The following is a 23,769-nucleotide window of genomic DNA, read 5'->3' on the forward strand; positions in this document are numbered from 1 at the left end:
AGCTCCTTTATGCGGCGGTAAGGTTGTCCGGGTAGAGATTCAGAATGTCGGCGATATCCTGCTTAGAAAGGCCATAGTAACCACCAGCGGCAGCATTACTGTTTACCAGTTGAATAACTTTTAGAACGTCACCGCGCCCGGTAAAGCGGTAACGGAGGTGTGAGCCGATGCCGTCAGGGTTCTTTTCGTCGATACGTTCTAACTGAATATTAAGTCGACGCTCAATTTCACTAGCGTAGTTCCTGCCAGACGAAAGGCGGCAGTAACGCAGAATATCGTTTTCTGTCCATCCCTCAAAGCCGGTACGCAACATATAAACGCGGGCACGATGCTTTTTTGGGGTACGCTTAGGTACTTGTACAGGGCTGGTGGTCGGCGTAATATCAGAGGTGCGAATATCTGAGTTAGCCGCCTGCTTTTCGGGGCGGTTTTTCTTTTTCATTACACTACCTCACCACGCGATTCGGCAATGCGCTGATTAATCCACTCGTCAATTTCGCTTTCAATGAATGCGATCGAGCGCGAGCCAATTTTAATTGCGGCGGGAAAACGCTGTTCGCTCATAAGACGATACAACCACGCCTTACTGTAGCCAGTGCGTTTCTGAACCTCAGAGAATCGGATTAATGATTTGGGCATATTTACCTCGTAACGTCTATTGCGGTTTACGAGATAGTTACATTAAAAATCAGCATAATATAGATAGGCACCATTTTGTGGGATGCCCTCTATTTGAGAAGAAACTAAAGTATCAGTGGGCACTAATGATAGCTATGTAACACATGCTTAAAATGACCAATAGCAAGGATAATCAGGTAGAGTACCCACCATTAGCCACAAATGGTGAGCACACGATATGATATTGATTATTTTGATTTTTTTGCCCGCCTACCTATACCCTGCAGACAGACAGGACGCAGAACAAGGTTCACCGCCTCCGCCATATTTTTACCAGCCCCCCTTTCAGTTAAGTAGTCAATTACTTCTTTTTTAGTTGGTGCCGTCTGTGGATCATCTACATCATATGTTGACCAAAGTTCCTTTATGGCATCTTGGACAAACTCCAAACCTTCACTCTGATGCTCATACTTAGGAAGCAATAGAATGTCGCCACTGGCTGGCTCTGGAGCAACATCTATGACATGTTGAGGAGAAATTATCTCGTAATTCATAGAAATTACTTTGTTTGGCGCTGGCTTACGCACAAAATCGACATTCTCATTCTCAATCCATGCATACAATGAGTCTCTTGTTATAATAGTTTTACTCTTTGAAATTTCGCAATTTCTGTCAGTTGGTTTAACCGGTGTATATTCAATATAATCAGGCCCATTCCAGTTTTCTACTATTTGCTCTGAATAGCAGAGTATCGGTGTTAATATCCCACGCCTAATAGCCGTTAAAATCCCCGAACACATTCCCCATGCTTGTTTCCAACGTTCATGGTTGCAAGCCCTTACTTGATCAAGTTCTTTTCCTTCATCAAAATCAAATGGATCAATTCCAGCCAGTAATAAAGCAGCTTGGGAGATACTGAACTCTTGAACTGTTTTCCAGTGGGATAAGTCAGGAAGATTTTCGACAATAGGCATACGCCACCTCGCGCCCTCTGATTTTGGCGGCTATGCCAATCCGCAGAGGTGTGCAGATTTTCGGGGATCAGCCTAGACATAGCCTATTGTTTGTTCGTCTACACAAGTCTACTATCGTCTTTATATACTGTCTATGCATCCAGTCAGGCACGTTTCCCGAACGAGCCATGCACCACATTTTCACCATTCTCCAGCGCCTGCATATAGTCGGCATACCACTGGAGCATTTCCCGCCGGCCGTCCAGATACTGAGCGTGGTTGTATGTGCCGCGGATTGAGTTCTTATCGACGTGGGCCAACTGCGTTTCAATCCAGGCGGTGTTATAGCCCTGTTCATGGAGTATGGTGCTCATAGTGTGCCGGAAGCCGTGACCAGTCGCTTTACCGTCATAGCCGATTCGTTTAATCACCTGGTTGATGCTGGCCTCACTCATTGGCTTACCGGCATCATTCCGTCCCGGGAAAATATACTTCCCTCGCCAGGTAAGCTGGTGGATTTCTTCAAGCAGTTCGCGAACCTGAGTTGAGATAGGAACGAGATGTGGCCGCCGCATCTTCATTCGCTCTGCAGGGATATTCCAGATCCCCTTATCGAAGTCGATATCAACCCATTCAGAAGCACGGAGCTCAATTGTCCTGAGCCCAGTAAGCATAAGCAGGCGGGTAGCATTTCGAGTCACCACGCTGCCGCTATAGTCGTTCAAAGCTCGCAGAAAGTCAGGTATTTGTTCAACCGATAAATGAGGGAAGTGTTTTTGCTTTGGTGCTTTTAGAGTACTGGCGAGATCGACCACGGGATTATGTTCTGCTCTGCCGGTGATGACAGCATAGGTGAAGATCTGCCGGCAGGCTTGACGTGTCTTTTTGAGCTTATCAAGTACTCCACGTTGTTCCATCTTGCGAAGAACAGCCAACATATCAACGGGCTTAATATCAGTGATCGACCGAGAGCCAATATAAGGAAAAATATCTTTTCTCAGATACTCCAGGATGTCGCTGGCATAGCCTGCTGACCAGTTCATCGATTTATGTTCATGCCATTCCAGCGCCAGTCTCTCAAAGCTGTTTGATACGGCCATCGCCCTAGCATGTTTTTTTTCCTGCTTTTCCTGCCCCGGGTCACCACCAGCAGCCAGTACTTTTTTAGCCTCTGCTCGTTTTTGACGTGCATCGGCCAGCGAGACGTCAGGGTATACACCTAAAGCCAACGATTTTTCTTTACCGGTGACCCGGTACTTCAGCCGCCAGTATCGAGCGCCGTTGGGGTTCACCAAGAGGTAAAGACCACCGCCATCAGACAGTTTATAGGGTTTGTCCTTCGCTTTAGATGTATCGACCTGGCGGGCTGTAAGCTTCACTTGGGGGTATCTCATTTCATTGAACAGGAATCTACCCCCAAATGTACCCCCACATGAATGTGGATTTCAATAGACCATAGTAGACGTTGAGATAATGAAATATTGGAGAATACCGCTTGTATGCTGGGTTGAGTAGACTTCAGGAGATGTTAAGAGAAGTGAGTATGGCACGCCCTACAGGATTCGAACCTGTGACCTACGGCTTAGAAGGCCGTTGCTCTATCCAGCTGAGCTAAGGGCGCCCTGAGAAGCGAGTGCTTCGCGGAGTGAAACGCCTGGAATTATACGGTCCACGTCGGTTGAGTCAATCCATTTTGCCAGGAAACTGCGGGGCTTATACGACGCTGGCGAAATATCCTCCGCCAACTGTACAAGAAGCATACCACCGGGGCTCTTACGCCAGTAAATCGACTGAGTGGCCAGGCGCAATACACCAATAACCATGCAATGAAAAGGGTCAAAACCGGCTAAATTTTCCCCAGACAGGATAAAACAGCAAACGAGGACTGACAGCGAGGCCGGCTTCTGACAAAATATCCTCATCCCCCTTTCGTAAAGATACAGATGGAATCCTCTCTCTGATGGCAGCAAAAATTATTGACGGTAAAACGATTGCGCAGCAGGTACGCTCTGAGGTTGCGGAAAAAGTGAAGGCTCGCGTTGCGGCCGGAAAACGCGCCCCTGGGCTGGCCGTCGTGCTGGTCGGCAGCAACCCGGCCTCGCAGATTTATGTCGGCAGCAAGCGCAAAGCATGTGAAGAAGTGGGCTTCGTCTCCCGCTCTTACGATCTCCCGGAAACCACCAGCGAAGCCGAGCTGCTGGAGCTTATCGACACCCTGAATGCCGATAAGACCATCGACGGTATTCTGGTTCAGCTGCCCCTGCCGGCAGGGATCGATAACGTCAAAGTTCTCGAGCGCATCGCGCCGGATAAAGACGTCGACGGCTTCCATCCTTACAACGTTGGCCGCCTGTGCCAGCGGGCGCCGCGCCTGCGTCCGTGCACCCCGCGCGGTATCGTGACGCTGCTGGAGCGCTACAATATCGACACCTACGGCCTGAATGCGGTGGTCATTGGCGCGTCCAATATCGTCGGCCGCCCGATGAGCATGGAGCTGCTGCTGGCCGGCTGCACCACCACCGTCACCCACCGCTTTACCAAAAACCTGCGCCATCATGTCGAAAACGCCGACCTGCTGATCGTCGCGGTGGGTAAACCGGGCTTTATTCCTGGCGAATGGATCAAAGAAGGGGCGATTGTGGTCGATGTCGGCATTAACCGTCTGGAAAGCGGCAAAGTGGTCGGCGACGTGGTGTATGAAGATGCCGCTGAACGCGCATCCTACATCACCCCGGTGCCCGGCGGCGTTGGCCCGATGACCGTCGCCACCCTGATTCAGAACACGCTGCAGGCGTGCGAAGAGTACCACGACGTTGAGGAGGCCTGAGATGGCGACATTTTCCTTAGGAAAACACCCGCACGTTGAGCTGTGCGATCTGCTGAAGCTGGAAGGCTGGAGCGAAAGCGGCGCCCAGGCGAAGATCGCCATCGCCGACGGGCTGGTAAAAGTCGACGGCGCGGTGGAAACCCGCAAACGCTGCAAAATCGTCGCCGGTCAGACGGTGAGCTTTGAAGGCCAGAGCGTAACCGTCACGGCCTAACCGCGAAAAGGAAAACGCCCGCTTAAGCGGGCGTTTTTTTATGACTTACTTCCGGCGCCAGGTGGTGCCCTGCGGGCCATCTTCCAGCACGATCCCCATCTCGTTAAGACGATCGCGCGCCGCATCCGCCGCCGCCCAGTCTTTCGCTTTACGCGCGTCCAGACGCTGCTGGATAAGCGATTCAATTTCCGCCACTTCCGCGTCGTCAGCCTGCGCGCCGCTCTGCAGGAAGGCGTCCGGCTCCTGCTCCAGCAGCCCCAGCACCGACGCAAGCTTACGCAGGTGGGCCGCCATGGCGTTCGCCGCGGCCGCGTCCTCGGTTTTCAGGCGGTTTACTTCGCGCGCCATATCGAACAGCACCGAGTAGGCTTCCGGGGTGTTGAAGTCATCGTCCATCGCCTCGATAAAGCGTGCTTCGAAGGCTTCGCCGCCCGCCGCGTCGACGGATTTGTCGGTCCCGCGCAGCGCGGTGTACAGACGCTCCAGCGCCGAGCGCGCCTGCTTGAGGTTCTCTTCGCTGTAGTTCAGCTGGCTGCGATAGTGGCCGGACATCAGGAAGTAGCGAATCGTCTCCGCATCGTAATACTTCAGCACGTCGCGGACGGTAAAGAAGTTGCCCAGCGATTTCGACATCTTCTCGCGGTCGACCATCACCATGCCGGAGTGCATCCAGTAGTTAACGTACTCGCCGTCATGGGCGCAGGTGGACTGAGCGATTTCGTTTTCGTGATGCGGGAACATCAGATCGGAACCGCCGCCGTGGATGTCAAAATGGTTGCCCAGCTGTTTGCAGTTCATCGCCGAGCACTCGATATGCCAGCCCGGACGGCCCGCGCCCCACGGCGACGGCCAGCTTGGCTCGCCCTCTTTCGACATCTTCCACAGAACGAAGTCCATCGGGTTACGCTTGACGTCAACCACGTCGACGCGCGCCCCCGCCTGCAGCTGATCGAGATCCTGACGCGACAGCAAACCGTAGTTCGGGTCCGTCGGCACATCGAACATCACGTCGCCGTTATCCGCCACATAGGCATGGCCTTTGGCGATCAGCTGCTCGGTAATCTCGATGATTTCCGCAATATGATGCGTCGCGCGCGGCTCGCTGTCGGGACGCAAAATATTCAGGGCGTCAAAATCCTTGTGCATTTCGGCGATCATCCGATCGACCAGCGCGACAAAGCTTTCGCCGTTTTCATTAGCGCGCTTAATGATTTTGTCATCGATATCGGTGATATTGCGCACGTACTTCAGCTTATAGCCGAGAAAACGCAGATAACGCGCCACAACGTCAAAGGAGACGAAGGTACGCCCATGGCCGATGTGACAGAGATCGTAAACGGTAATACCACACACGTACATGCCGACTTCCCCGGCATGGATAGGTTTAAATTCCTCTTTCTGGCGCGTCAGTGTATTAAAAATTTTTAACATCGAAGATTCCGTGTAGACGTGTGTGGGTAATGAAGCCTCTATAATACCCATAATTCACACAGGACGCAGCACACATTGCAAGGTGCATCGACCCCCGCGGTTATGCTATAACACCCCCCTATATCTCACCCGACACCGGGTGCTGGCACCACACTCATCGGAACAGGATGCAAAAATGGTTACTTTCCACACCAATCATGGCGATATCGTAATCAAAACGTTTGACGACAAAGCGCCGGAAACAGTTAAAAACTTCCTGGACTACTGCCGCGAAGGTTTCTACGACAACACCATTTTCCACCGTGTTATCAACGGCTTCATGATTCAGGGCGGCGGTTTTGAACCTGGCATGAAACAAAAAGCGACCAAATCTCCGATTCAGAACGAAGCGAACAACGGTCTGAAAAACACCCGCGGCACGCTGGCGATGGCCCGTACTCAGGCGCCGCACTCTGCAACCGCGCAGTTCTTCATCAACGTGGTTGACAACGACTTCCTGAACTTCTCCGGCGAAAGCCTGCAGGGCTGGGGCTACTGCGTCTTCGCGGAAGTGGTTGAAGGCATGGACGTGGTTGATAAAATCAAAGCGGTTGCCACCGGCCGCAGCGGCATGCACCAGGATGTGCCGAAAGACGATGTGATCATCAAAAGCGTCACCGTCAGCGAGTAATTCGTGGCGACACTTTTTATTGCAGATTTGCACCTGCAAACAGAAGAACCGGCGATCACCGCCGGTTTTCTGCGTTTTTTACAGGGGGAAGCCCGTCAGGCGGACGCCCTGTATATCCTTGGCGATCTGTTCGAGGCATGGATCGGCGATGACGATCCGAACCCGTTGCATCAGCAAATCGCTACGGCAATCAAAGCCGTCGTCGACGCCGGCGTGCCCTGCTACTTCATTCACGGCAACCGCGATTTTCTCGTCGGCCAGCGCTTCGCCCGCCAGAGCGGGATGATCCTGCTCGCCGAAGAAGAGCGACTGGACCTCTATGGCCGTGAAGTCTTGATTATGCATGGCGACACGCTGTGCACCGATGACCCGGGCTATCTGGCGTTTCGCGCGAAAGTCCACACCCCGTGGATCCAGCGCCTGTTCCTGGCCCTGCCGCTGTTTATCCGCCGCCGTATCGCCGCCCGCATGCGCGCCGACAGCAAAGCCGCCAACAGCAGCAAATCAATGGAAATTATGGATGTGAATCCGCAGGCGGTGGTTGACGCGATGGAGCGGCATCACGTGCAGTGGCTGATCCACGGCCATACCCATCGCCCGGCGGTCCATGACCTGCAGGCCAACGGCCAGCCCGCATGGCGCGTGGTGCTCGGCGCCTGGCACAGCGAAGGATCGATGGTCAAGGTGACGCCGGACGACGTCGAACTGATCCACTTTCCGTTCTAATTCCTGCGCGAGCATAATTCCGAAACCGCCTTTTGCCTGGGCGGAGGTATGCGCCTCCCGGCATTCCGCATGCTAGTCTTCCTCGACATCACTCTCAAGGAACGAGCATGAACAGGAAAAAGTGGAGCCCGCCGCTGATCTGGGGAATGATCCTCGCGCTCCTCAATCCGTTAGGGATAAGCTATATCGCCTTAATCGGCGTCGCTCTCGGCAACACGCTGACGTTTGTCTGGTGCGCCCTGCTGGCGTGGGCCATCTATTTCTATGCCATTTATTTGCTCTGCACCCGCCCTCACGAGAGCCGGTCAGTACAGAACTTTTTACTGATCATGGGCACCCTGATGCTCCCCTGGGGGCTCGTGCTGCTTATCACCTGTATCATGAATGAGAGAAGTGTCGATAAGCCGCGATCGCCGTCCTCGATAAGCGAGACAAAAGACGGCTAACCATGCGCACGCAACCGTTTTCCTTGCCGGCAGTTCATGCTATTCTCTGTGGCCTCTAAAGCAGTGTGAAACACACCCACAGGAGTTTTAAGACGCATGTCTTCCCGCAATAATTCGGCGCGTATCGCCATCGTGATGGGGTCCAAAAGCGACTGGGCTACCATGCAGTTTACCGCAGAAATCCTTGATGCCCTGAACGTTCCGTACCATGTCGAAGTGGTCTCCGCCCATCGCACGCCCGATAAGCTGTTCAGCTTCGCTGAAAGCGCCGAAAGCCACGGTTATCAGGTGATTATTGCAGGGGCAGGCGGCGCGGCGCATCTGCCGGGCATGATTGCGGCGAAAACCCTGGTGCCGGTGCTCGGCGTACCGGTTCAGAGCGCGGCCTTAAGCGGTGTCGACAGCCTCTACTCCATTGTGCAGATGCCGCGCGGTATTCCGGTCGGTACCCTGGCCATCGGCAAAGCCGGGGCTGCAAACGCCGGTCTGCTCGCCGCGCAGATCCTCGCCCAGCATGATGCTGAACTCCACCAGCGCCTGAGCGCCTGGCGTCAGGCGCAAACCGATGAAGTGCTGGATAACCCGGACCCGCGGGGTGCGGCATGAAACAGGTATGCGTGCTCGGTAACGGCCAGTTAGGCCGTATGCTGCGCCAGGCCGGCGAGCCGCTGGGTATCGCCGTCTGGCCGGTGGGGCTGGAAGCCGATCCGGAAGCGGTGCCGTTCCAGCAGAGCGTCATCACCGCAGAAATTGAACGCTGGCCGGAAACCGCTCTCACCCGCGAGCTGGCCCGCCACCCGGCGTTCGTCAACCGCGACGTCTTCCCGATTATCGCCGATCGCCTGACGCAAAAGCAGCTGTTCGATAAGCTGGGCCTCGCCACTGCCCCGTGGCAGCTGCTGGCGGATAAAAGCGAGTGGCCGGCGGTGTTTGCCCGCCTTGGCGAACTGGCGATCGTTAAGCGTCGCGTCGGCGGCTACGACGGCCGCGGCCAGTGGCGTCTGCGGGAAAACGAGATCGATCAGCTACCGGACGATAACTACGGCGAGTGCATCGTCGAGCAGGGGATTAACTTCTCCGGCGAAGTGTCGCTGGTAGGCGCCCGCGCCCAGGACGGCAGCACCGTCTTCTACCCGCTGACCCGCAACCTGCATCAGGACGGTATTCTGCGCGCCAGCGTCGCCTTCCCGCAGGCCAATGCCCGCCAGCAGGAGCAAGCGGAAAGCATGCTGACGGCGATCATGAACGAGCTGAACTACGTCGGCGTGATGGCGATGGAGTGCTTCGTCACCGCCGAGGGGCTGCTGATCAACGAGCTGGCGCCGCGCGTACACAACAGCGGCCACTGGACGCAAAATGGCGCCTCCATCAGCCAGTTTGAGCTGCATCTGCGAGCGATGACCGACCTTCCTCTGCCGCCGCCGGTGGTTAACAGCCCGTCGGTGATGATCAACCTGATCGGCACCGATCTCAATTACGACTGGCTGAAGCTGCCGCTGGTCCACCTGCACTGGTACGATAAAGAAGTGCGCCAGGGTCGTAAAGTCGGCCACCTGAACCTGACCGACAGCGATACAGACCGTCTGAGCGCGACGCTGGAAGCGTTGAAGCCGCTGCTGCCAGCGGAATACGCCAGCGGTATCGTCTGGGCGCAGGCGCAGCTCAGCTAAGCCCTTCGTGCCGGGGATTTGATCTATCCCCTTCCCCGGCACACCTTGAGGCGCGTACAATCCCCCCCTTGCTGTAAAGCCCATTTCTGTTTTGACTTCAGAGGATACCCCATGACCAATGGGACGGATTATCGCGCCATTCTCGCCAGCGATACGCCACTGATTGACGTGCGCGCCCCGGTGGAGTTTAGCCAAAGCGCGATGCCGGCGGCGATCAACCTGCCGCTGATGAATGATGAAGAACGCGCCGCGGTCGGCACCTGCTACAAGCGCCAGGGGCCGGAAGCGGCGCTGGCGCTCGGCCATAAGCTGGTCCAGGGCGACATGCGCGCCAGCCGGATCCAGGCCTGGCTGGAAGCGTGCGCCCGTTACCCGCACGGTTTCCTGTGCTGCGCTCGCGGCGGCCAGCGCTCGCATATCGTCCAGCAGTGGCTGAAAGAAGCTGGTGTGGATTACCCCCTGATCGTCGGCGGCTATAAAGCGCTGCGCCAGGCGGCGATCCAGGCCACCGACGCGCTGGTACAGCGACCGATCGTGCTGATTGGCGGCTGCACCGGCAACGGCAAAACCCAGCTGGTCTGCTCGCGCCCGGACGGTATCGATCTGGAAGGCCATGCCCACCACCGCGGCTCTTCGTTTGGCCGCACGCTACAGCCGCAGCATCCGCAGGCCACCTTTGAAAACCATCTGGCGGTTAGCCTGCTCAAAAAAGCCGAACAGCAGACGCGCTGGGTGCTGGAAGATGAAGGCCACATGATCGGCGCCAACCATCTGCCGGAGTGCCTGCGCATCCGCATGGCGCAATCGCCGCTGGCGGTGGTGGAAGATCCGTTTGACGTTCGCCTCGAACGGCTGCGCGAGGAGTATTTCGATCGCATGTATCGCGACTTTATCGCCGCCTATGGCGAAGAGAAAGGCTGGCAGGCATATGGCGAGTATCTGCATCACGGCCTGTTCGCCATCCGTCGTCGCCTGGGACTGCAGCGTTTTGCTCAGCTCACTGCCAGGCTTGATGAAGCGCTGCTTGAACAGCAGCGAACCGCCGACACCGAAGCGCACTTCAGCTGGCTGGTTCCCCTGCTGAATGAGTATTACGATCCGATGTACCGCTACCAGCTCGGCAAAAAAGCGGAGAAAATTATTTTCCGCGGCAGCTGGCAGGAAGTTGCCGCCTGGCTGGCGGAGTAATCACACCCTCTCTTGTCCCGGCTTGCGGCGTAAACGCCTTAGCCGGGCTACGGGTCCGCAGACGGCGGTGAACCTGTAGCCCCGGTAAGCGCAGCGTCACCGGGGAATGGTTAGCGCTTAGAAGTCGTAGCGCAGACGCACCAGGTTCATATCGCCCAGGTTGTCGGTGCTGGAGGTAAACACGTGCTCGTAGTCAACGCGGAAACCATAATCCAGCTGGAAGCTGATCCCCAGACCGTTATCAATACGCTGGTAGTTACGGCCGTTCACATATTCCAGACGGTCGCCCATAAAGTACGGCTGAATAGATTTAACGGCATATTGATTGATCGGGAATTTATAGCCCGCAAAATATTCAATCCCCCAGGCGTCGCCGGCGAAGTAATTATGGACATCGGTTTTTTTGGTAGTGAGGAAGTTCTGATACCAGCCGCCGCCGAAGGAGAAAGTCCAGTTATCCGGGGTCCAGCTCAGCGCGGTACCGACGATGTTCTGGTCATAGGTTTTGCTGTCGGAACTTGACGGGTTGCGCATTTCGGCGCGGGTGTAGTTCCACGCGGTCCCCCAGGTCAGATCCTTCATGATGTGGTAGTCCGCGCCAACAGAACCGCCGCCTTTACGTTTATAGCGCAGACCATTACCCGGCAGGTATTCGCTGTCTTCGAACAGATAGGAGCCGTAAAGATCGACATCGCCAACGGTTTTCTTATATTTCAGCATATTACGGGAACGATAAGAACCATCGTAATCGCCGTTAATACCGTTGCCCGGCGCCTGGGCAATCATATCGTAGTCCCAGATATCGGTTTTCACCCCGACCACATCATAGTAAATACTGTTTTGCTGACCGTAGGTTAACGTCCCCCAGGTATCGCTTTTCAGGCCGGTATACAGCATGCGGCGGGTGGTATTGTTTGCCCCTTCCGCGTAGTGATTATCCCAGTCGAACAGCGCCGGAATATTCACCCCCAGCTCGTAGTAGCTGATCCAGCTAATATCATCGAACAGATAGTAGTCCGCGGCGAAACGAAAGCGGGTGCCGCCGTCGAAACCGTTGCGCTTATAGGAGCCTTTATCCCCGTCGCCGGTCATCATATTGAACTGCGGGCGGATACTTCCGCCGACGGTAAAGTTAAGCCGGCTTAACGGATCCCCCGCCTGCGGATCCTGTTTTAGCAGGGTGATCTCCGCGTGGGCAGCCAATGACGTTAACGCTAATGCTGCGCCGATCGAGATCGCCAGCGTTTTTATTGTGTGTGCCATAGTTTTTCCTTGATTAATAAGCAACCTTATATTTTCCAGTTGAATATTAACCGCGAATCAGCACAGCGTGTTGCTGGGTTTTTAATGTTTCGTGCGCTTAAAAATCAATGGTTTATCAATTTGTGCGCTTAAAATAAAAGCGCCGCCAAAAACGGCGGCGCATCATCAACATGCAATATTCTTACTGGCTAAACTGACGGAATAGCGCTTTCCCTTTTAATAAACGCAGCCCCAGCCCGCCGCCGCACAGGGATAACAACACCGCTCCCGTCAGCGGCAGCATCACCCACAGCCGCCAGTCCGGCGCCCAGGGAAAATCAAAGACTTTGGTCTGCAGCATCGCCAGCGCCACTTCAGCGCCTATCGCCGCCACCAGGCCGGAGACCAGCCCCAGCAGGGCAAACTCCGCCCACAGCGTGGCGCGCAGCAGCGATTTCCCGGCCCCCAGCGTGCGCCAGACCACCAGCTCCTGATGACGCTGACGCATACCGACCTGCACCTGCGCCAGCAACAGCAGCACGCCGCAGGCCGTCACCAGGCCCACCATCACCTCCAGCGCCCGGCTGACCTGGGAGAGCACCTGGCCGACCTGACGCAGGATAGCGCCAATATCCAGCAGACTGACGGTGGGAAACTCGCGGTTCAGCTGGGTCAACATCGCAGGACCGTTATCCCAGCGGAAGCTGGTGAGCCAGCTCTGCGGCTGCCCGTCCAGCGCCCCGGTGGGGAAAATAAAGAAGAAGTTTGGCCGCAGGCTCTCCCAGTCGACTTTGCGCATGCTGCTTACCTTCGCGCTGAACTCCTGCGTATCGCCGGTAAAGGTCACCGTATCGCCGATTGTCACTCCCAATCGCTGCGCCAGCCCCTCCTCAATCGATACCTCGCCCTGCTTCGGCGGCCAGCTGCCGGCCACCAGCGGATTATGATCCGGACGCTGTTCGCTCCAGGTGAGATTAAGCTCGCGATTCAGCGCTTCGTCTTTATTCCCGTCCGTGGACTGGCCGTTGATCTGCGTCAGACGAGCCCGGACGATCGGATAGAATTCCGCCGCCCGCGTCTGATGTTCGGCGAGGAAGGTCTTCACCGGCATTATCTGCTCAGGGGCGATATTGATCAGGAAGTAGTTCGGGCTCTCCGGGGGCAGTTGCTGCTGCCAGCGGTCGAGCAGATCGCCGCGCAGCACCAGCAGGAGCGCCAGCAGCATAAACGACAGGGAAAACGCCGCCAGTTGGCTGAGGGTCGACCACGGCTGGCGCAGCAGGCGATTCACCGCCAGACGCAGCGGCAAGGCTCTGAGCGTCAGGCGTTTGAGCAGCCACAGCAATCCCCAGCCCACCAGGCCGCACAGCAACGCCAGCACCACCGCCCCGGCCAGCACTGACCACAGCAGCGGACTGCCGCCCATCAGCCACGCCAGCAGGCCCACCACCACGGCGCTGACCGTCGGGATCCAGATTTTTAACGGCCAGACGCTGGCCACCACGTCCTGGCGCAGCACTCGCAGCGGCAGGGTCGCCAGCAGCAGCCGATACGGCCGCAGGCCCACCAGCAGGGAAATCACGCCGGTCGCGCCCACCGCCCACAGCCACGGCCAGCCGCTGGCCGGCGGGAGCGCGGCGGGAAGAACCGGTTTGAGCACCAGCAGCAGCAGGCGCTCCAGCGCCAGCCCCGCCACCCCGCCGGTTATCACCGACAGCGCCAGCAGCAGCAGCCACTGACCGACAATCAGCTTGCGCAGCTGCGCCCGTCCGGCGCCCAGCGTCTTGAGTATGGCGACCAGATCGTAGCGGCTGCGGCAGTAGTGGCCCATCGCCACGGCCACCGCCGCGACGGCCAGCAGCAGCGTCAACAGCGCGGATAACAACAGGAATTGCTGCGAGCGTTCGAGGGATTTGCCCAGTGCGCTGTCGTCCTGTTCAAGACCAATCCAGCGATGCTCCGGGCCGAGTTTCGGCAGCAGCCACTGCTCATAACGGGCCAGCTGTTCAGCGTCGCCGGCGAACTTATATCGCCATGCGACGCGACTGCCGGGCTGTACGGCGCCGGTCTTTGCCACGTCGGCCATATTCATCATCAGCCGCGGCGCCATCTGGAAGGGGTTAAACCCCGCATCCGGTTCCTGAATCACTTCCCCGGCAATGCGCAGCGTGGCGTCGCCAACGTCAATCGTATCGCCGGTTTTCAGGTTCAGCAGCGCCATCAGCCTTGGCGCCAGCAGGACGCTGCCCGCCCGGGGCTTCAGCCCCGGCGGCTGCGTCTCGAGAGTGCCATACAGCGGATAGCGGTCATCCACTGCCTTGACGTCCGCCAGCTGCGGCGTATCGCCCGCAAAGGTCATGGTGGCGAAGTTCAGCTGTTCGCCGACGCTCAGCCCTGACTTCAGCGCTTGCGCGATCCACTCAGCGGGCACCTCGCGCGAACTGCGCAGCGTCCGGTCGCCCGCCATAAACTCACGGCTTTGCTGGCTGAGACCTTTCTCCATTCGATCGCTTATCGACCCCAGGGCCAGCACGCAGGCCACGGCGAGGCTTAACGCCAGCCAGACGATCAGCAGTGACGGCGAGCGCCATTCGCGCCAGAACCAGCGGGCAATCATGCTTCCTCCCGCAGCTGGCCATCCACCAGGCGCAGACGGCGGTCGCAGCGCGCCGCCAGCAGCGGATCGTGAGTGACGAGGATCAGGGTGGTGCCGTGTTCGCGATTAAGCGAGAACAGCAGATCGGCAATTTTGTCCCCGGTCTGGCGATCGAGGTTGCCGGTGGGCTCATCGGCGAACAGAATGGCCGGACGCCCATTGAAGGCCCGGGCCAGCGCCACCCGCTGCTGTTCGCCGCCGGAGAGCTGCGCCGGCAGGTGGTGCAGGCGTTTGCCAAGCCCCAGCTGCTCAAGCAGCGCCCGGGCATCGCCCCGGCTCTGGCTATCGCTGGCGCCGCGCAGCAGCGCCGGCAGCTCGACGTTCTCCAGGGCGTTGAGCGTTGGGATCAGCATAAACGACTGAAATACAAAACCGACGTGCTGCGCCCGCAGCGCCGCCCGCGCCTCCTCATCCATTCGATGCAGCGGTTTGCCCAGCATCGATACTTCCCCGCTGCTGCCATCGTCCAGGCCGGCGAGGATCGCCAACAGGGTCGATTTACCAGAGCCCGACTCGCCGATCAGGGCGATGGTCTGCCGCGGTTTGACAACCAGCTCAACTCCGGTAAGGATGGTGAGCTGATGCTCCCCCTGACCGACGGACTTCTTAAGATGATGAACTTCAAGTATGTTTTCCGCTGGCATGTGCCTTTCCTGTTTTTGTTCCTGTTTACCTGCCGCGCGATGGCGGCGGACACGCTGCTGATCCTCGGCGACAGCCTGAGCGCTGGCTATCGGATGGCGGCCAACGCCGCGTGGCCTGCGCTGCTCAATGAGAAGTGGCAGGCGAAAACGCCGGTGGTGAACGCCAGCATCAGCGGCGATACCTCTCAGCAGGGACTGGCCCGTCTGCCAGCGCTGCTTCAGCAGCATCAGCCGCGCTGGGTGCTGGTTGAGCTCGGCGGCAACGACGGGCTGCGCGGCTTTGCGCCGCAGCAGACCGAGCAGACGCTGCGCACCATCATTCAGACGATCAAAGCGGCCAACGCCGAACCGCTGCTGATGCAAATTCACCTGCCGGCGAACTATGGCCGCCGCTATAATGAAGCCTTCGGCGCGATTTACCCGGCCCTGGCCAAAGAGTTCGCTATTCCTCTCCTGCCCTTTTTTATGGAGGAGGTGTATCTGAAACCCCAGTGGATGCAGGACGACGGCATTCACCCGAATCGCGACGCGCAGCCGTTTATCGCCGACTGGATGGCGAACCGGCTGGCTCCCTTAGTTAATCATGACTCCTGAACGCCAGGGGTCGCTGACAGGTAAAGTTATGCAAAAAACGGTTTTAGTGACAGGCTGTTCCAGCGGAATTGGTCTGGAAAGCGCGCTGGATTTAACCCGCCAGGGCTTTCGCGTGCTGGCGGCCTGCCGCAAAGCGGAGGATGTGGCGCGGATGCAGGAGCTGGGGCTAACCGGTATTTTGCTCGATCTGGACGACCCGCAGAGCGTGGAGCGCGCGGCGGCGGAGGTGATTGCGCTGACCGATAATCGTCTCTACGGCTTGTTCAATAACGCCGGTTACGGCGTCTATGGCCCGCTGAACACCATCAGCCGCCAGCAGATGGAACAGCAGTTTTCCGCCAACTTTTTTGGCGCCCATCAGCTCACCATGCTGCTGCTGCCGGCGATGACCCCGCATGGCGAAGGGCGCATCGTGATGACCTCCTCGGTGATGGGGCTTATCGCCAGCCCCGGCCGCGGGGCCTACGCCGCCAGCAAATATGCCCTTGAGGCATGGTCCGATGCGCTGCGCATGGAGCTGCGCCACAGCGGTATTCAGGTCAGCCTGATTGAACCGGGCCCGATCCGCACCCGCTTTACCGATAACGTCAACCAGACGCAAAGCGACAAGCCCGTTGAAAACCCGGGCATCGCCGCCCGTTTTACCCTCGGGCCGGAAGCGGTGGTGGAAAAAGTGCGCCACGCTTTTACCAGCGATAAGCCAAAGCTGCGCTACCCGGTCACCCTGGTCACCCACGCGGTGGCGCTGCTCAAACGCCTGCTGCCAGCTCGCGCGATGGACAAAATTATCCACGGCTGAGTTGAAGCGCGGAATGCCGCCCCCATGTAAAACAGAAATCGACTAACGAGAAATGCCCATGTCCGAACAGAATATTGTCAACATTAGCGAAGCGAACCTGCAGCAGACGCTACAGCAGTCTATGAACGTCCCGGTGCTGTTTTACTTCTGGTCTGCCCGCAGCCAGCACTGCGAACAGCTGACCCCGGTTCTTGAGCGTCTGGCCGCGCAATACAATGGCCAGTTTACGCTGGCGAAGGTCGATTGCGACGCTGAGCAGATGCTCGCTTCACAGTTTGGTCTGCGCGCCATCCCTACGGTTTATCTGTTCCAGAACGGCCAGCCGGTGGACGGTTTTGAAGGCCCGCAGCCGGAAGAAGCGATCCGCGCCCTGCTGGATAAAGTCCTGCCCCGCGAAGAGGAGCTGAAAGCTCAGCAGGCGCTGGCCCTGATGCAGGAAGAAAAATACGCCGATGCCCTGCCGCTGCTGAAGGAAGCCTGGCAGCTGTCGAATCAGGAGAGCCAGATTGGCCTGCTGCTGGCGGAAACGCTGATTGCCCTGCACCGTTCCGATGAAGCGGAAAGCGTGCTGAAAACCATCCCGCTGCAGGATCAGGATACCCACTATCAGGGTCTGGTGGCGCAGATTGAGCTGCTCAAACAGGCCGCCGACACGCCGGAAATCCAGCAGCTGCAGCAGCAGGTGGAACAGAATCCGGAGGATGCGCTGCTGGCCTCCCAGCTGGCGCTACAGCTGCATCAGGTCGGGCGTAACGAAGAAGCGCTGGCGCTGCTGTTCAGCCATCTGCAGAAGGATTTAGGCGCCGGCGACGGCCAGGCGCGCAAGATGCTGCAGGAGATCCTCGCCGCCCTCGGTACCGGCGATGCGCTGGCCGCCAAATACCGCCGTCAGCTCTATTCGCTGCTGTACTAATTCGTTGTCTGCCCCGGATAGCGCTGCGCTTATCCGGGCTATGCGAACGAGGCGCAACGTAGCCTTAGCAACCCGGGATCGTTCACGGGCGTTTTTTCAGCTGCGTCACCACCAGCTGATGGCGGGCGTTGAAGAACTTCCGGTAGGTCAGATAGCCGGCGATAATCGTCGACAGGCTGGCGGTCGACAGCAGCATAAAAGTTACCATGATCTGGTACTTAATCGCCTTCACCGGGTCAATACCGGCAAAAATTAGTCCCGACATCATCCCTGGCAAACTCACCAGGCCGACCGTTTTCGCTGAATCGACGGTGGGAATCAATGACGCGCGGATGCTGTCGCGGATCAGCCGCGCCGAGGCCATCTTCGGCGTCGCGCCGAGGCTGAGCTTCTCCTGAATCTGCTGCTGCTCGCTGCTGAAGCGCTGGCCCATATTGTTGTAGCACAGCCCCACCGCCACCATGGCGTTCCCGGCCACCATCCCGGCAATCGGGATCACCTGCATCGGCACGAAGGCTATCGAGCCGGAGAACACCAGCACCGCCAGCGTCAGCCCGGCGCCGGTGGTGATGGCGATAAATGACGAGACAAACGCCTTATCGATATATTTACTGCGCTTTTTGGCATTCCACGCCGCGTTAAAGCAGATAAACAGCACCATCAACAGCGTCAGAACCGCATGGTTGACGTTAAAGATATATTTCAGCACATAGCCGACGATAATCAGCTGCACGATCGCCCGGCAGATGCTCCAGAGAATATCTTTTTCCAGCGCCAGCTTTTCCCGATAGCTCACCAGAATAGCGATCAGCACCAGCACCATCGACAGCGCCAGCGATTCGTTCGTAATGTTATGCCCGTTCATGCTGTGCCTCCTGCATGTTTCCGCCGGCAGGTTGCAGCGTAATTACTTCATCGGCATGCGAAATTTCATTGCGATCGTGGGTGACCCATAGAACAGCGACCTGTTTTTCCGTCGCGTAGCCATGAATAATGTCATTCACATTCTGTTTATTACTGTCATCCAGCGCGCTGGTAATTTCGTCCAGCAGCAGCACGCGCGGCAGAAATTGTAAATTGCGAATCAGCGATACGCGCTGCTTTTCACCGCCCGACAGTTCGTTAATCGATTTTTCCAGCATATTTTCGCCAAGACCAAAGCGCTGCAGATCGGCCACCAGCGCCTGCGGATCCGGTTGTTTATTACGGATCTGCCACGGAAAAATCAGGTTATCGTAAACCGAATCCCCGAACAGCGCCGGCGTCTGCGCACAATAAGAGACCTGCTGGCGATACCTTTCCGGCGACAGCGTCGCGACATCGGCATCATCGAAAAACAGACGTCCGGAGGTCGGGCTGAGCAGCGAGGCGATAATTTTCAGCAAGGTGCTTTTCCCGCAGCCGGAAGGCCCGGTAATCAACTTGAATTCCCCGGGTCTGAGCTGAAGGTTGATATTATGTAAAATAACTGCGTCGTCGGTCTTAAATCCCACATCCTCGAGACGCAAAAGCGCGTTATTTTCCTTCATGAGTCTTCCTGATTATTTTCTGAAACACCGCTAGTTTACCCCACTTTCCTTTCTCCAGGATGAGGAGAAAGATATACTCAATTTAAACATGCGCTATTTCCTTGTAGCGCCCCACCAGGCAACAAGACAGGAGGTTTTTGATGCTGATTTTTATTCCTATCCTTATTTTCGTCGCGCTGGTCATTGTGGCCGCGGCGGTGAAAATCGTCCCGCAGGGCTACCAGTGGACGGTGGAGCGCTTCGGGCGTTTTACCCAGACGCTGCAGCCGGGATTAAGCTTAGTCGTGCCGTTTATGGACCGCATCGGCCGCAAAGTGAACATGATGGAGCAGGTGCTCGACATCCCGTCACAGGAGGTGATCTCCCGGGATAACGCCAACGTCACTATCGACGCCGTTTGCTTTATTCAGGTGGTTGACGCGCCAAAGGCCGCCTACGAGGTCAGCAATCTTGAGCAGGCGATCGTCAACCTGACGATGACCAACATCCGTACCGTGCTCGGCTCGATGGAGCTGGACGAAATGCTCTCCCAGCGCGACAGCATTAACACCCGTCTGCTGCATATCGTTGACGACGCCACCAACCCGTGGGGGGTGAAAATCACCCGCGTCGAAATTCGCGACGTTCGCCCACCGGCGGAGCTTATCGCCTCGATGAACGCCCAGATGAAAGCCGAACGAACCAAGCGCGCTTATATTCTCGAGGCCGAAGGGGTGCGTCAGGCGGAAATACTGAAAGCGGAAGGGGAAAAGCAGTCGCAGATCCTCAAGGCGGAGGGCGAGCGGCAGTCCGCGTTCCTGCAGGCGGAGGCCCGCGAGCGTTCCGCTGAAGCGGAAGCCCGCGCCACCCAGATGGTCTCCTCGGCGATCGCCTCAGGCGATATTCAGGCGATCAACTACTTCGTGGCGCAGAAATACACCGATGCGCTGCAGCAGATTGGCGCCGCCAACAACAGTAAAGTGGTGCTGATGCCGCTGGATGCCAGCAGCCTGATGGGATCGATCGCCGGGATCAGCGAGCTGATCAAAGAAGGCGCTGGCGATCGGAAAAAATCATGATCGACATGATCCTCGCCTACCCCCATCTGTTCTGGCTTAGCCTCGGCGGGCTGCTGCTGGCGGCCGAGATGCTGGGCGGCAGCGGATACCTGCTATGGAGCGGCGTCGCCGGCGTGGTGACCGGCGCCCTGACCTGGCTCCTGCCGCTGAGCTGGGAATGGCAAGGCACGCTGTTTGCCGTCCTCACTCTGCTGGCGGCGTGGCTGTGGTCGAAGTGGCTGCGCAAGCGCGTCAAACTGCAGCGTCCTGCCGATGCTCAACTCAACCAGCGCGGGCTACAGCTGATTGGCCGCCGTCTGACGCTGGATGCCCCCCTGGTAAACGGCCGCGGCCACGTGCGCGTGGGCGACAGCTCCTGGCCGGTGATGGCTGACGAGGACCTCGCCGCGGGCAGCAAGGTCGAAGTGGTCGCCGTGGAAGGGATTACGCTGCGGATCAGACCCGTTGTTCGTTAAGCCTGCGCCTTGCGATGACAACAGCCGGAAAGATTATCGATAATCGGGCACTCCGCGCTGTCGTCGCCGGGGCAGGATTCAGCCAGCGCCAGCAGGTGCGCGCGCATATTTTGCAGCTCGCGGATATGGTTCTCGATATCCGCCACTTTCTCCAGCGTGCGTTTTTTCACATCGGCGCTGTGCCGTGACGGGTCGTTGAATAGCGCCACCAGCTCGCGGCACTCTTCCAGATTAAACCCCACCTGCCGCGCCTGGCGCAGCAGCGTCAGCTCATCGAGATGCTGCTGACCGTAGGTGCGGTAGCCGTTTTCGCTCCGCAACGGCGGCGTCACCAGCCCCTTCTCTTCATAAAAACGAATCGCTTTGCTGGTTAAGCCGGTTTTTTTCGCCACATCGCTGATATTCATTTTTTCTCCTTGACCTTCCCCTTGCTGGAAGGTTTAACCTTCTTAATACTCGATGAAAGAGTGGTTCTGGTCAATCGTTGACCGGAAAATTATTCAGGAGTTATTTATGTCTAACACTATCGACCTGACGCTGGATGGCCTCTCCTGCGGCCACTGCGTTAAACGCGTGAAAGAGAGTCTGGAGCAGCGTCCTGACGTTGAGCAAGCGGAAGTCACCCTCACTGAAGCCCATGTGACGGGCAGCGCCAGCGCACAAGCGCTGATTGAAACCGTTAAACAAGCCGGATACGGCGCGGAGCTCAGCCACCCAAAGGCTAAACCGCTGGCAGAATCATCAATCCCGTCGGAAGCACTGACAGCGGCCACTCCTGAGCTTCCGGCAGCCCATGACGAAGATGACAGTCAACAGCTGCTGATCAACGGCATGAGCTGCGCCAGCTGCGTCTCCCGGGTACAGAACGCGCTTGCCGCGGTGCCGGGCGTCTCACAGGCGCGGGTTAACCTGGCGGAACGCACGGCGCTGGTGATGGGCAGTGCGTCCGCCGCAGAATTAGTGCAGGCGGTGGAGAAAGCGGGCTACGGCGCGGAGGCGATCGAGGACGATCTGGAACGCCGCGAACGGCAGCAGGAAACCGCCATCGCCACCATGAAACGTTTTCGCTGGCAGGCGATTGTCGCCCTGCTGGTCGGCGTGCCGGTGATGGTCTGGGGCATGATCGGCGATAACATGATGGTCAGCGACGACAACCGTTCGCTGTGGCTGGTCATCGGCCTCGTCACCCTGGCGGTGATGGTCTTCGCCGGCGGCCACTTCTACCGCAGCGCGTGGAAAAGCCTGAAAAACGGCACCGCCACCATGGATACGCTGGTGGCGCTCGGTACCGGCGTCGCCTGGCTGTACTCGATGAGCGTCAACCTGTGGCCACAGTGGTTCCCGATGGAAGCCCGCCATCTCTATTACGAAGCCAGCGCAATGATTATCGGCCTGATTAACCTCGGCCATATGCTGGAGGCCCGCGCCCGCCAGCGCTCCTCAAAAGCGCTGGAAAAACTGCTCGACCTGACGCCGCCTTCGGCGCGGGTCGTTACGCCCGAGGGCGAGAAAGATCTGCCGCTCGCTGAAGTTCAGGCCGGCATGACGCTGCGCCTGACGACCGGCGACCGCGTCCCGGTCGACGGCGTGATAAGCCAGGGGGAAGCCTGGTTTGATGAAGCGATGCTCACCGGCGAACCGGTACCGCAGCAAAAAGGCGATGGCGACGCCATTCACGCCGGCACCGTAGTGCAGGACGGCAGCGTGCTGTTCACCGCCAGCGCCGTCGGCAGCCAGACCACGCTGGCACGTATTATCCGCATGGTGCGCCAGGCGCAGAGCAGCAAGCCGGAGATCGGCCAGCTGGCGGATAAAATCTCCGCGGTGTTTGTCCCGGCGGTGGTCGCCATTGCGCTGATTAGCGCTGCGATCTGGTACTTTTTCGGCCCGGCGCCGCAGATCGTCTATACCCTGGTGATCGCCACCACGGTACTGATTATCGCCTGTCCATGCGCCTTAGGCCTGGCGACGCCGATGTCGATTATCTCCGGCGTTGGCCGGGCGGCGGAGTACGGCGTACTGGTGCGCGACGCCGATGCTCTGCAGCGCGCCAGTGAACTCGACACCCTGGTGTTCGATAAAACCGGCACCCTGACCGAAGGCAAGCCGCAGGTGGTGGCGGTGAAAACTTTCGCTGGCGTTGATGAGATGACCGCGCTGCGTCTTGCCGCCGCGCTCGAGCAGGGTTCAAGCCATCCACTGGCGCGAGCGATCCTTGATAAAACCGGAGACAGCCCGTTGCCGGAAGTGAGCGGCTTCCGCACTCTGCGCGGCCTGGGCGTCAGCGGCGAAGCGGAAGGCCATCGCCTGCTGCTCGGTAACCAGGCGCTGCTCAACGAGCAACATATCGCCACCGGCGATATAGAAAGCGAGATGATGGCGCAGGCCTCGCGCGGGGCTACGCCGGTGCTGCTGGCGGTAGATGGTCAGGCGGCCGCGCTGTTCGCCATCCGTGACCCGCTACGCGAAGACAGCGTCGACGCTCTGGCGCGCCTGCATCGTCAGGGCTACCGCCTGGTGATGCTCACCGGGGATAACCCCACTACCGCGAATGCTATCGCCAAAGAAGCCGGCATTGATGAAGTGATTGCCGGCGTGCTGCCGGACGGTAAAGCCGACGCCATTAAGCGTCTGCAGAGCCAGGGGCACAAAGTGGCGATGGTGGGCGATGGGATTAACGACGCCCCGGCGCTGGCGCAGGCGGATGTCGGGATCGCCATGGGCGGCGGCAGCGATGTCGCCATTGAAACGGCGGCGATCACCCTGATGCGCCATAGTCTTCACGGCGTGGCCGATGCGCTGGCGATTTCGAAGGCGACCTTACGCAATATGAAGCAGAACCTGCTGGGGGCCTTTGTCTACAACTCGCTGGGCATCCCGATTGCCGCCGGGATCCTCTGGCCGCTGACCGGCACGTTGCTCAATCCGGTGGTCGCCGGCGCGGCGATGGCGCTGTCGTCGATTACCGTGGTGAGTAACGCTAACCGCCTGCTGCGCTTTAAACCAAAAGCGTAAGCGCTGTCCAGGAAAGCGGGCGCTGACAGGGTCGGCGCCCGCTTTTTTACCGGGACAAGAAAAGCCCGCCGGAAGGGTGACGTGTATCACCATATGCGCTAGCATGAATGCCTCACACTTC

The 23,769-nt window shown here is 58.1% G+C and carries 26 protein-coding genes and 1 tRNA gene; 15 read left to right on the forward strand and 12 right to left on the reverse strand.

From position 1 onward, the window contains the following. Positions 1–7 precede the first annotated feature (7 nt). The 5 genes from L2I46_RS03485 to L2I46_RS03505 all read right to left on the reverse strand — a co-directional run bounded on the left by L2I46_RS03485 (position 8) and on the right by L2I46_RS03505 (position 3,192). Positions 8–442, reverse strand: a complete 435-nt coding sequence (locus L2I46_RS03485) for a hypothetical protein (protein ID WP_004202341.1) — start codon at positions 440–442, stop codon at positions 8–10. Next, positions 442–639, reverse strand: a complete 198-nt coding sequence (locus L2I46_RS03490; RefSeq protein ID WP_022064554.1) for a helix-turn-helix transcriptional regulator — start codon at positions 637–639, stop codon at positions 442–444. Before L2I46_RS03490 ends, L2I46_RS03485 begins: the two co-directional genes overlap by 1 nt. A gap of 227 nt (positions 640–866) precedes the next feature. Continuing rightward, positions 867–1,592, reverse strand: coding sequence for a hypothetical protein (locus L2I46_RS03495; RefSeq protein ID WP_096833630.1), 726 nt, complete (start codon positions 1,590–1,592; stop codon positions 867–869). A 143-nt stretch (positions 1,593–1,735) separates the two neighbouring features. After that, positions 1,736–2,950: a tyrosine-type recombinase/integrase gene (locus L2I46_RS03500; RefSeq protein WP_004202336.1), complete on the reverse strand. Its 1,215-nt coding sequence runs from the start codon at positions 2,948–2,950 to the stop codon at positions 1,736–1,738. Between the two features lie 165 nt (positions 2,951–3,115). Then, a tRNA-Arg gene (locus L2I46_RS03505) sits at positions 3,116–3,192 on the reverse strand. Positions 3,193–3,531: 339 nt separating this feature from the next. On the opposite strand from L2I46_RS03505, the gene folD reads away from it, so the two are divergent. Both folD and ybcJ read left to right on the forward strand, forming a co-directional pair. Continuing rightward, a complete protein-coding gene (gene folD / locus L2I46_RS03510; protein WP_004143017.1) occupies positions 3,532–4,398 on the forward strand; it encodes a bifunctional methylenetetrahydrofolate dehydrogenase/methenyltetrahydrofolate cyclohydrolase FolD in 867 nt (288 codons plus the stop codon). A 1-nt stretch (position 4,399) separates the two neighbouring features. Beyond that, on the forward strand, positions 4,400–4,612 hold the full coding sequence (gene ybcJ / locus L2I46_RS03515; protein ID WP_004143016.1) for a ribosome-associated protein YbcJ: 213 nt from the start codon (positions 4,400–4,402) through the stop codon (positions 4,610–4,612). A 45-nt stretch (positions 4,613–4,657) separates the two neighbouring features. Here the strand turns inward: ybcJ and cysS are convergent, their stop codons facing one another. Further along, the gene (cysS, locus tag L2I46_RS03520; protein WP_004204706.1) at positions 4,658–6,043 is read right to left on the reverse strand and encodes a cysteine--tRNA ligase; all 1,386 of its coding nucleotides are present in this window, start codon (positions 6,041–6,043) and stop codon (positions 4,658–4,660) included. A 175-nt stretch (positions 6,044–6,218) separates the two neighbouring features. On the opposite strand from cysS, the gene ppiB reads away from it, so the two are divergent. The 6 genes from ppiB to mnmH all read left to right on the forward strand — a co-directional run bounded on the left by ppiB (position 6,219) and on the right by mnmH (position 10,743). Continuing rightward, positions 6,219–6,713: a peptidylprolyl isomerase B gene (gene ppiB / locus L2I46_RS03525; RefSeq protein ID WP_004151319.1), complete on the forward strand. Its 495-nt coding sequence runs from the start codon at positions 6,219–6,221 to the stop codon at positions 6,711–6,713. 3 nt (positions 6,714–6,716) lie between these two features. After that, the gene (lpxH, locus tag L2I46_RS03530) at positions 6,717–7,439 is read left to right on the forward strand and encodes a UDP-2,3-diacylglucosamine diphosphatase (RefSeq protein WP_087827747.1); all 723 of its coding nucleotides are present in this window, start codon (positions 6,717–6,719) and stop codon (positions 7,437–7,439) included. A 107-nt stretch (positions 7,440–7,546) separates the two neighbouring features. Next, the gene (locus L2I46_RS03535) at positions 7,547–7,885 is read left to right on the forward strand and encodes a hypothetical protein (RefSeq protein WP_236947550.1); all 339 of its coding nucleotides are present in this window, start codon (positions 7,547–7,549) and stop codon (positions 7,883–7,885) included. Between the two features lie 96 nt (positions 7,886–7,981). Next, complete coding sequence (gene purE, locus L2I46_RS03540; protein ID WP_004151322.1) at positions 7,982–8,491, forward strand: 5-(carboxyamino)imidazole ribonucleotide mutase; 510 nt, start codon at positions 7,982–7,984, stop codon at positions 8,489–8,491. Then, on the forward strand, positions 8,488–9,555 hold the full coding sequence (gene purK / locus L2I46_RS03545; protein ID WP_023288669.1) for a 5-(carboxyamino)imidazole ribonucleotide synthase: 1,068 nt from the start codon (positions 8,488–8,490) through the stop codon (positions 9,553–9,555). Before purE ends, purK begins: the two co-directional genes overlap by 4 nt. Before the next feature lie 111 nt (positions 9,556–9,666). Then, a complete protein-coding gene (mnmH, locus tag L2I46_RS03550) occupies positions 9,667–10,743 on the forward strand; it encodes a tRNA 2-selenouridine(34) synthase MnmH (RefSeq protein WP_102003766.1) in 1,077 nt (358 codons plus the stop codon). Positions 10,744–10,860: 117 nt separating this feature from the next. Here mnmH and L2I46_RS03555 read toward each other — a convergent pair whose 3' ends face one another. Beyond that, complete coding sequence (locus L2I46_RS03555) at positions 10,861–12,006, reverse strand: porin (RefSeq protein ID WP_236947551.1); 1,146 nt, start codon at positions 12,004–12,006, stop codon at positions 10,861–10,863. 91 nt (positions 12,007–12,097) lie between these two features. Here L2I46_RS03555 and L2I46_RS03560 point away from each other — a divergent pair, with 91 nt between their 5' ends. Next, on the forward strand, positions 12,098–12,211 hold the full coding sequence (locus L2I46_RS03560) for a hypothetical protein (RefSeq protein ID WP_044521321.1): 114 nt from the start codon (positions 12,098–12,100) through the stop codon (positions 12,209–12,211). Here L2I46_RS03560 and ybbP read toward each other — a convergent pair. Then, positions 12,188–14,602: a putative ABC transporter permease subunit YbbP gene (gene ybbP / locus L2I46_RS03565; RefSeq protein WP_236947552.1), complete on the reverse strand. Its 2,415-nt coding sequence runs from the start codon at positions 14,600–14,602 to the stop codon at positions 12,188–12,190. The two genes, L2I46_RS03560 and ybbP, sit on opposite strands and share 24 nt — an antisense overlap. Next, the gene (gene ybbA / locus L2I46_RS03570) at positions 14,599–15,285 is read right to left on the reverse strand and encodes a putative ABC transporter ATP-binding protein YbbA (RefSeq protein WP_032454210.1); all 687 of its coding nucleotides are present in this window, start codon (positions 15,283–15,285) and stop codon (positions 14,599–14,601) included. Before ybbA ends, ybbP begins: the two co-directional genes overlap by 4 nt. On the opposite strand from ybbA, the gene tesA reads away from it, so the two are divergent. The 3 genes from tesA to L2I46_RS03585 are packed head-to-tail and all read left to right on the forward strand — an operon-like array spanning position 15,256 to position 17,591. Beyond that, positions 15,256–15,879, forward strand: a complete 624-nt coding sequence (tesA, locus tag L2I46_RS03575) for a multifunctional acyl-CoA thioesterase I/protease I/lysophospholipase L1 (protein ID WP_065805436.1) — start codon at positions 15,256–15,258, stop codon at positions 15,877–15,879. The genes ybbA and tesA overlap by 30 nt on opposite strands. Beyond that, positions 15,869–16,678: an SDR family oxidoreductase gene (locus L2I46_RS03580; protein WP_009484702.1), complete on the forward strand. Its 810-nt coding sequence runs from the start codon at positions 15,869–15,871 to the stop codon at positions 16,676–16,678. Before tesA ends, L2I46_RS03580 begins: the two co-directional genes overlap by 11 nt. Before the next feature lie 58 nt (positions 16,679–16,736). Further along, entirely contained in the window at positions 16,737–17,591 is an 855-nt protein-coding gene (locus tag L2I46_RS03585) for a co-chaperone YbbN (RefSeq protein ID WP_023288662.1), read from the forward strand. Between the two features lie 82 nt (positions 17,592–17,673). Here L2I46_RS03585 and fetB read toward each other — a convergent pair whose 3' ends face one another. Together fetB and fetA are read right to left on the reverse strand one after the other, a co-directional pair. Next, positions 17,674–18,456 carry an iron efflux ABC transporter permease subunit FetB gene (gene fetB / locus L2I46_RS03590; RefSeq protein WP_004204721.1) on the reverse strand — a complete coding sequence of 261 codons (783 nt, stop codon included), beginning with the start codon at positions 18,454–18,456 and terminating at the stop codon, positions 17,674–17,676. Beyond that, positions 18,443–19,120 (reverse strand): iron efflux ABC transporter ATP-binding subunit FetA, encoded by a 678-nt coding sequence (fetA, locus tag L2I46_RS03595; protein ID WP_023288661.1) that lies wholly within the window; start codon positions 19,118–19,120, stop codon positions 18,443–18,445. The genes fetB and fetA overlap by 14 nt, the downstream gene beginning before the upstream one ends. A 140-nt stretch (positions 19,121–19,260) precedes the next feature. Between fetA and L2I46_RS03600 the strand changes: the two genes are divergently transcribed. Together L2I46_RS03600 and L2I46_RS03605 are read left to right on the forward strand one after the other, a co-directional pair. Then, entirely contained in the window at positions 19,261–20,178 is a 918-nt protein-coding gene (locus L2I46_RS03600; protein WP_004204723.1) for an SPFH domain-containing protein, read from the forward strand. Continuing rightward, complete coding sequence (locus L2I46_RS03605) at positions 20,175–20,633, forward strand: NfeD family protein (RefSeq protein WP_236947553.1); 459 nt, start codon at positions 20,175–20,177, stop codon at positions 20,631–20,633. The genes L2I46_RS03600 and L2I46_RS03605 overlap by 4 nt, the downstream gene beginning before the upstream one ends. Here L2I46_RS03605 and cueR read toward each other — a convergent pair. After that, entirely contained in the window at positions 20,630–21,040 is a 411-nt protein-coding gene (gene cueR, locus L2I46_RS03610; protein WP_004204725.1) for a Cu(I)-responsive transcriptional regulator, read from the reverse strand. The genes L2I46_RS03605 and cueR overlap by 4 nt on opposite strands. A 106-nt stretch (positions 21,041–21,146) precedes the next feature. Here cueR and copA point away from each other — a divergent pair, with 106 nt between their 5' ends. Next, positions 21,147–23,648 carry a copper-exporting P-type ATPase CopA gene (copA, locus tag L2I46_RS03615; protein WP_032454213.1) on the forward strand — a complete coding sequence of 834 codons (2,502 nt, stop codon included), beginning with the start codon at positions 21,147–21,149 and terminating at the stop codon, positions 23,646–23,648. Positions 23,649–23,769: the final 121 nt, after the last annotated feature.

Source organism: Klebsiella sp. 2019SCSN059 (genome assembly GCF_021739525.1).
GTDB lineage: Bacteria > Pseudomonadota > Gammaproteobacteria > Enterobacterales > Enterobacteriaceae > Klebsiella > Klebsiella quasipneumoniae.

What these genes read in the sequence shown, in the direction of transcription:
- L2I46_RS03485 (WP_004202341.1), bottom strand. Translation starts at nt 442, where the DNA reads ATGAAAAAGAAAAACCGCCCCGAAAAGCAGGCGGCTAACTCAGATATT.
- L2I46_RS03490 (WP_022064554.1), bottom strand. Translation starts at nt 639, where the DNA reads ATGCCCAAATCATTAATCCGATTCTCTGAGGTTCAGAAACGCACTGGC.
- L2I46_RS03495 (WP_096833630.1), bottom strand. Translation starts at nt 1,592, where the DNA reads ATGCCTATTGTCGAAAATCTTCCTGACTTATCCCACTGGAAAACAGTT.
- folD (WP_004143017.1), top strand. Translation starts at nt 3,532, where the DNA reads ATGGCAGCAAAAATTATTGACGGTAAAACGATTGCGCAGCAGGTACGC.
- ybcJ (WP_004143016.1), top strand. Translation starts at nt 4,400, where the DNA reads ATGGCGACATTTTCCTTAGGAAAACACCCGCACGTTGAGCTGTGCGAT.
- cysS (WP_004204706.1), bottom strand. Translation starts at nt 6,043, where the DNA reads ATGTTAAAAATTTTTAATACACTGACGCGCCAGAAAGAGGAATTTAAA.
- ppiB (WP_004151319.1), top strand. Translation starts at nt 6,219, where the DNA reads ATGGTTACTTTCCACACCAATCATGGCGATATCGTAATCAAAACGTTT.
- L2I46_RS03535 (WP_236947550.1), top strand. Translation starts at nt 7,547, where the DNA reads ATGAACAGGAAAAAGTGGAGCCCGCCGCTGATCTGGGGAATGATCCTC.
- purE (WP_004151322.1), top strand. Translation starts at nt 7,982, where the DNA reads ATGTCTTCCCGCAATAATTCGGCGCGTATCGCCATCGTGATGGGGTCC.
- purK (WP_023288669.1), top strand. Translation starts at nt 8,488, where the DNA reads ATGAAACAGGTATGCGTGCTCGGTAACGGCCAGTTAGGCCGTATGCTG.
- mnmH (WP_102003766.1), top strand. Translation starts at nt 9,667, where the DNA reads ATGACCAATGGGACGGATTATCGCGCCATTCTCGCCAGCGATACGCCA.
- L2I46_RS03555 (WP_236947551.1), bottom strand. Translation starts at nt 12,006, where the DNA reads ATGGCACACACAATAAAAACGCTGGCGATCTCGATCGGCGCAGCATTA.
- ybbP (WP_236947552.1), bottom strand. Translation starts at nt 14,602, where the DNA reads ATGATTGCCCGCTGGTTCTGGCGCGAATGGCGCTCGCCGTCACTGCTG.
- tesA (WP_065805436.1), top strand. Translation starts at nt 15,256, where the DNA reads ATGAACTTCAAGTATGTTTTCCGCTGGCATGTGCCTTTCCTGTTTTTG.
- ybbA (WP_032454210.1), bottom strand. Translation starts at nt 15,285, where the DNA reads ATGCCAGCGGAAAACATACTTGAAGTTCATCATCTTAAGAAGTCCGTC.
- L2I46_RS03580 (WP_009484702.1), top strand. Translation starts at nt 15,869, where the DNA reads ATGACTCCTGAACGCCAGGGGTCGCTGACAGGTAAAGTTATGCAAAAA.
- L2I46_RS03585 (WP_023288662.1), top strand. Translation starts at nt 16,737, where the DNA reads ATGTCCGAACAGAATATTGTCAACATTAGCGAAGCGAACCTGCAGCAG.
- fetB (WP_004204721.1), bottom strand. Translation starts at nt 18,456, where the DNA reads ATGAACGGGCATAACATTACGAACGAATCGCTGGCGCTGTCGATGGTG.
- fetA (WP_023288661.1), bottom strand. Translation starts at nt 19,120, where the DNA reads ATGAAGGAAAATAACGCGCTTTTGCGTCTCGAGGATGTGGGATTTAAG.
- L2I46_RS03600 (WP_004204723.1), top strand. Translation starts at nt 19,261, where the DNA reads ATGCTGATTTTTATTCCTATCCTTATTTTCGTCGCGCTGGTCATTGTG.
- L2I46_RS03605 (WP_236947553.1), top strand. Translation starts at nt 20,175, where the DNA reads ATGATCGACATGATCCTCGCCTACCCCCATCTGTTCTGGCTTAGCCTC.
- cueR (WP_004204725.1), bottom strand. Translation starts at nt 21,040, where the DNA reads ATGAATATCAGCGATGTGGCGAAAAAAACCGGCTTAACCAGCAAAGCG.
- copA (WP_032454213.1), top strand. Translation starts at nt 21,147, where the DNA reads ATGTCTAACACTATCGACCTGACGCTGGATGGCCTCTCCTGCGGCCAC.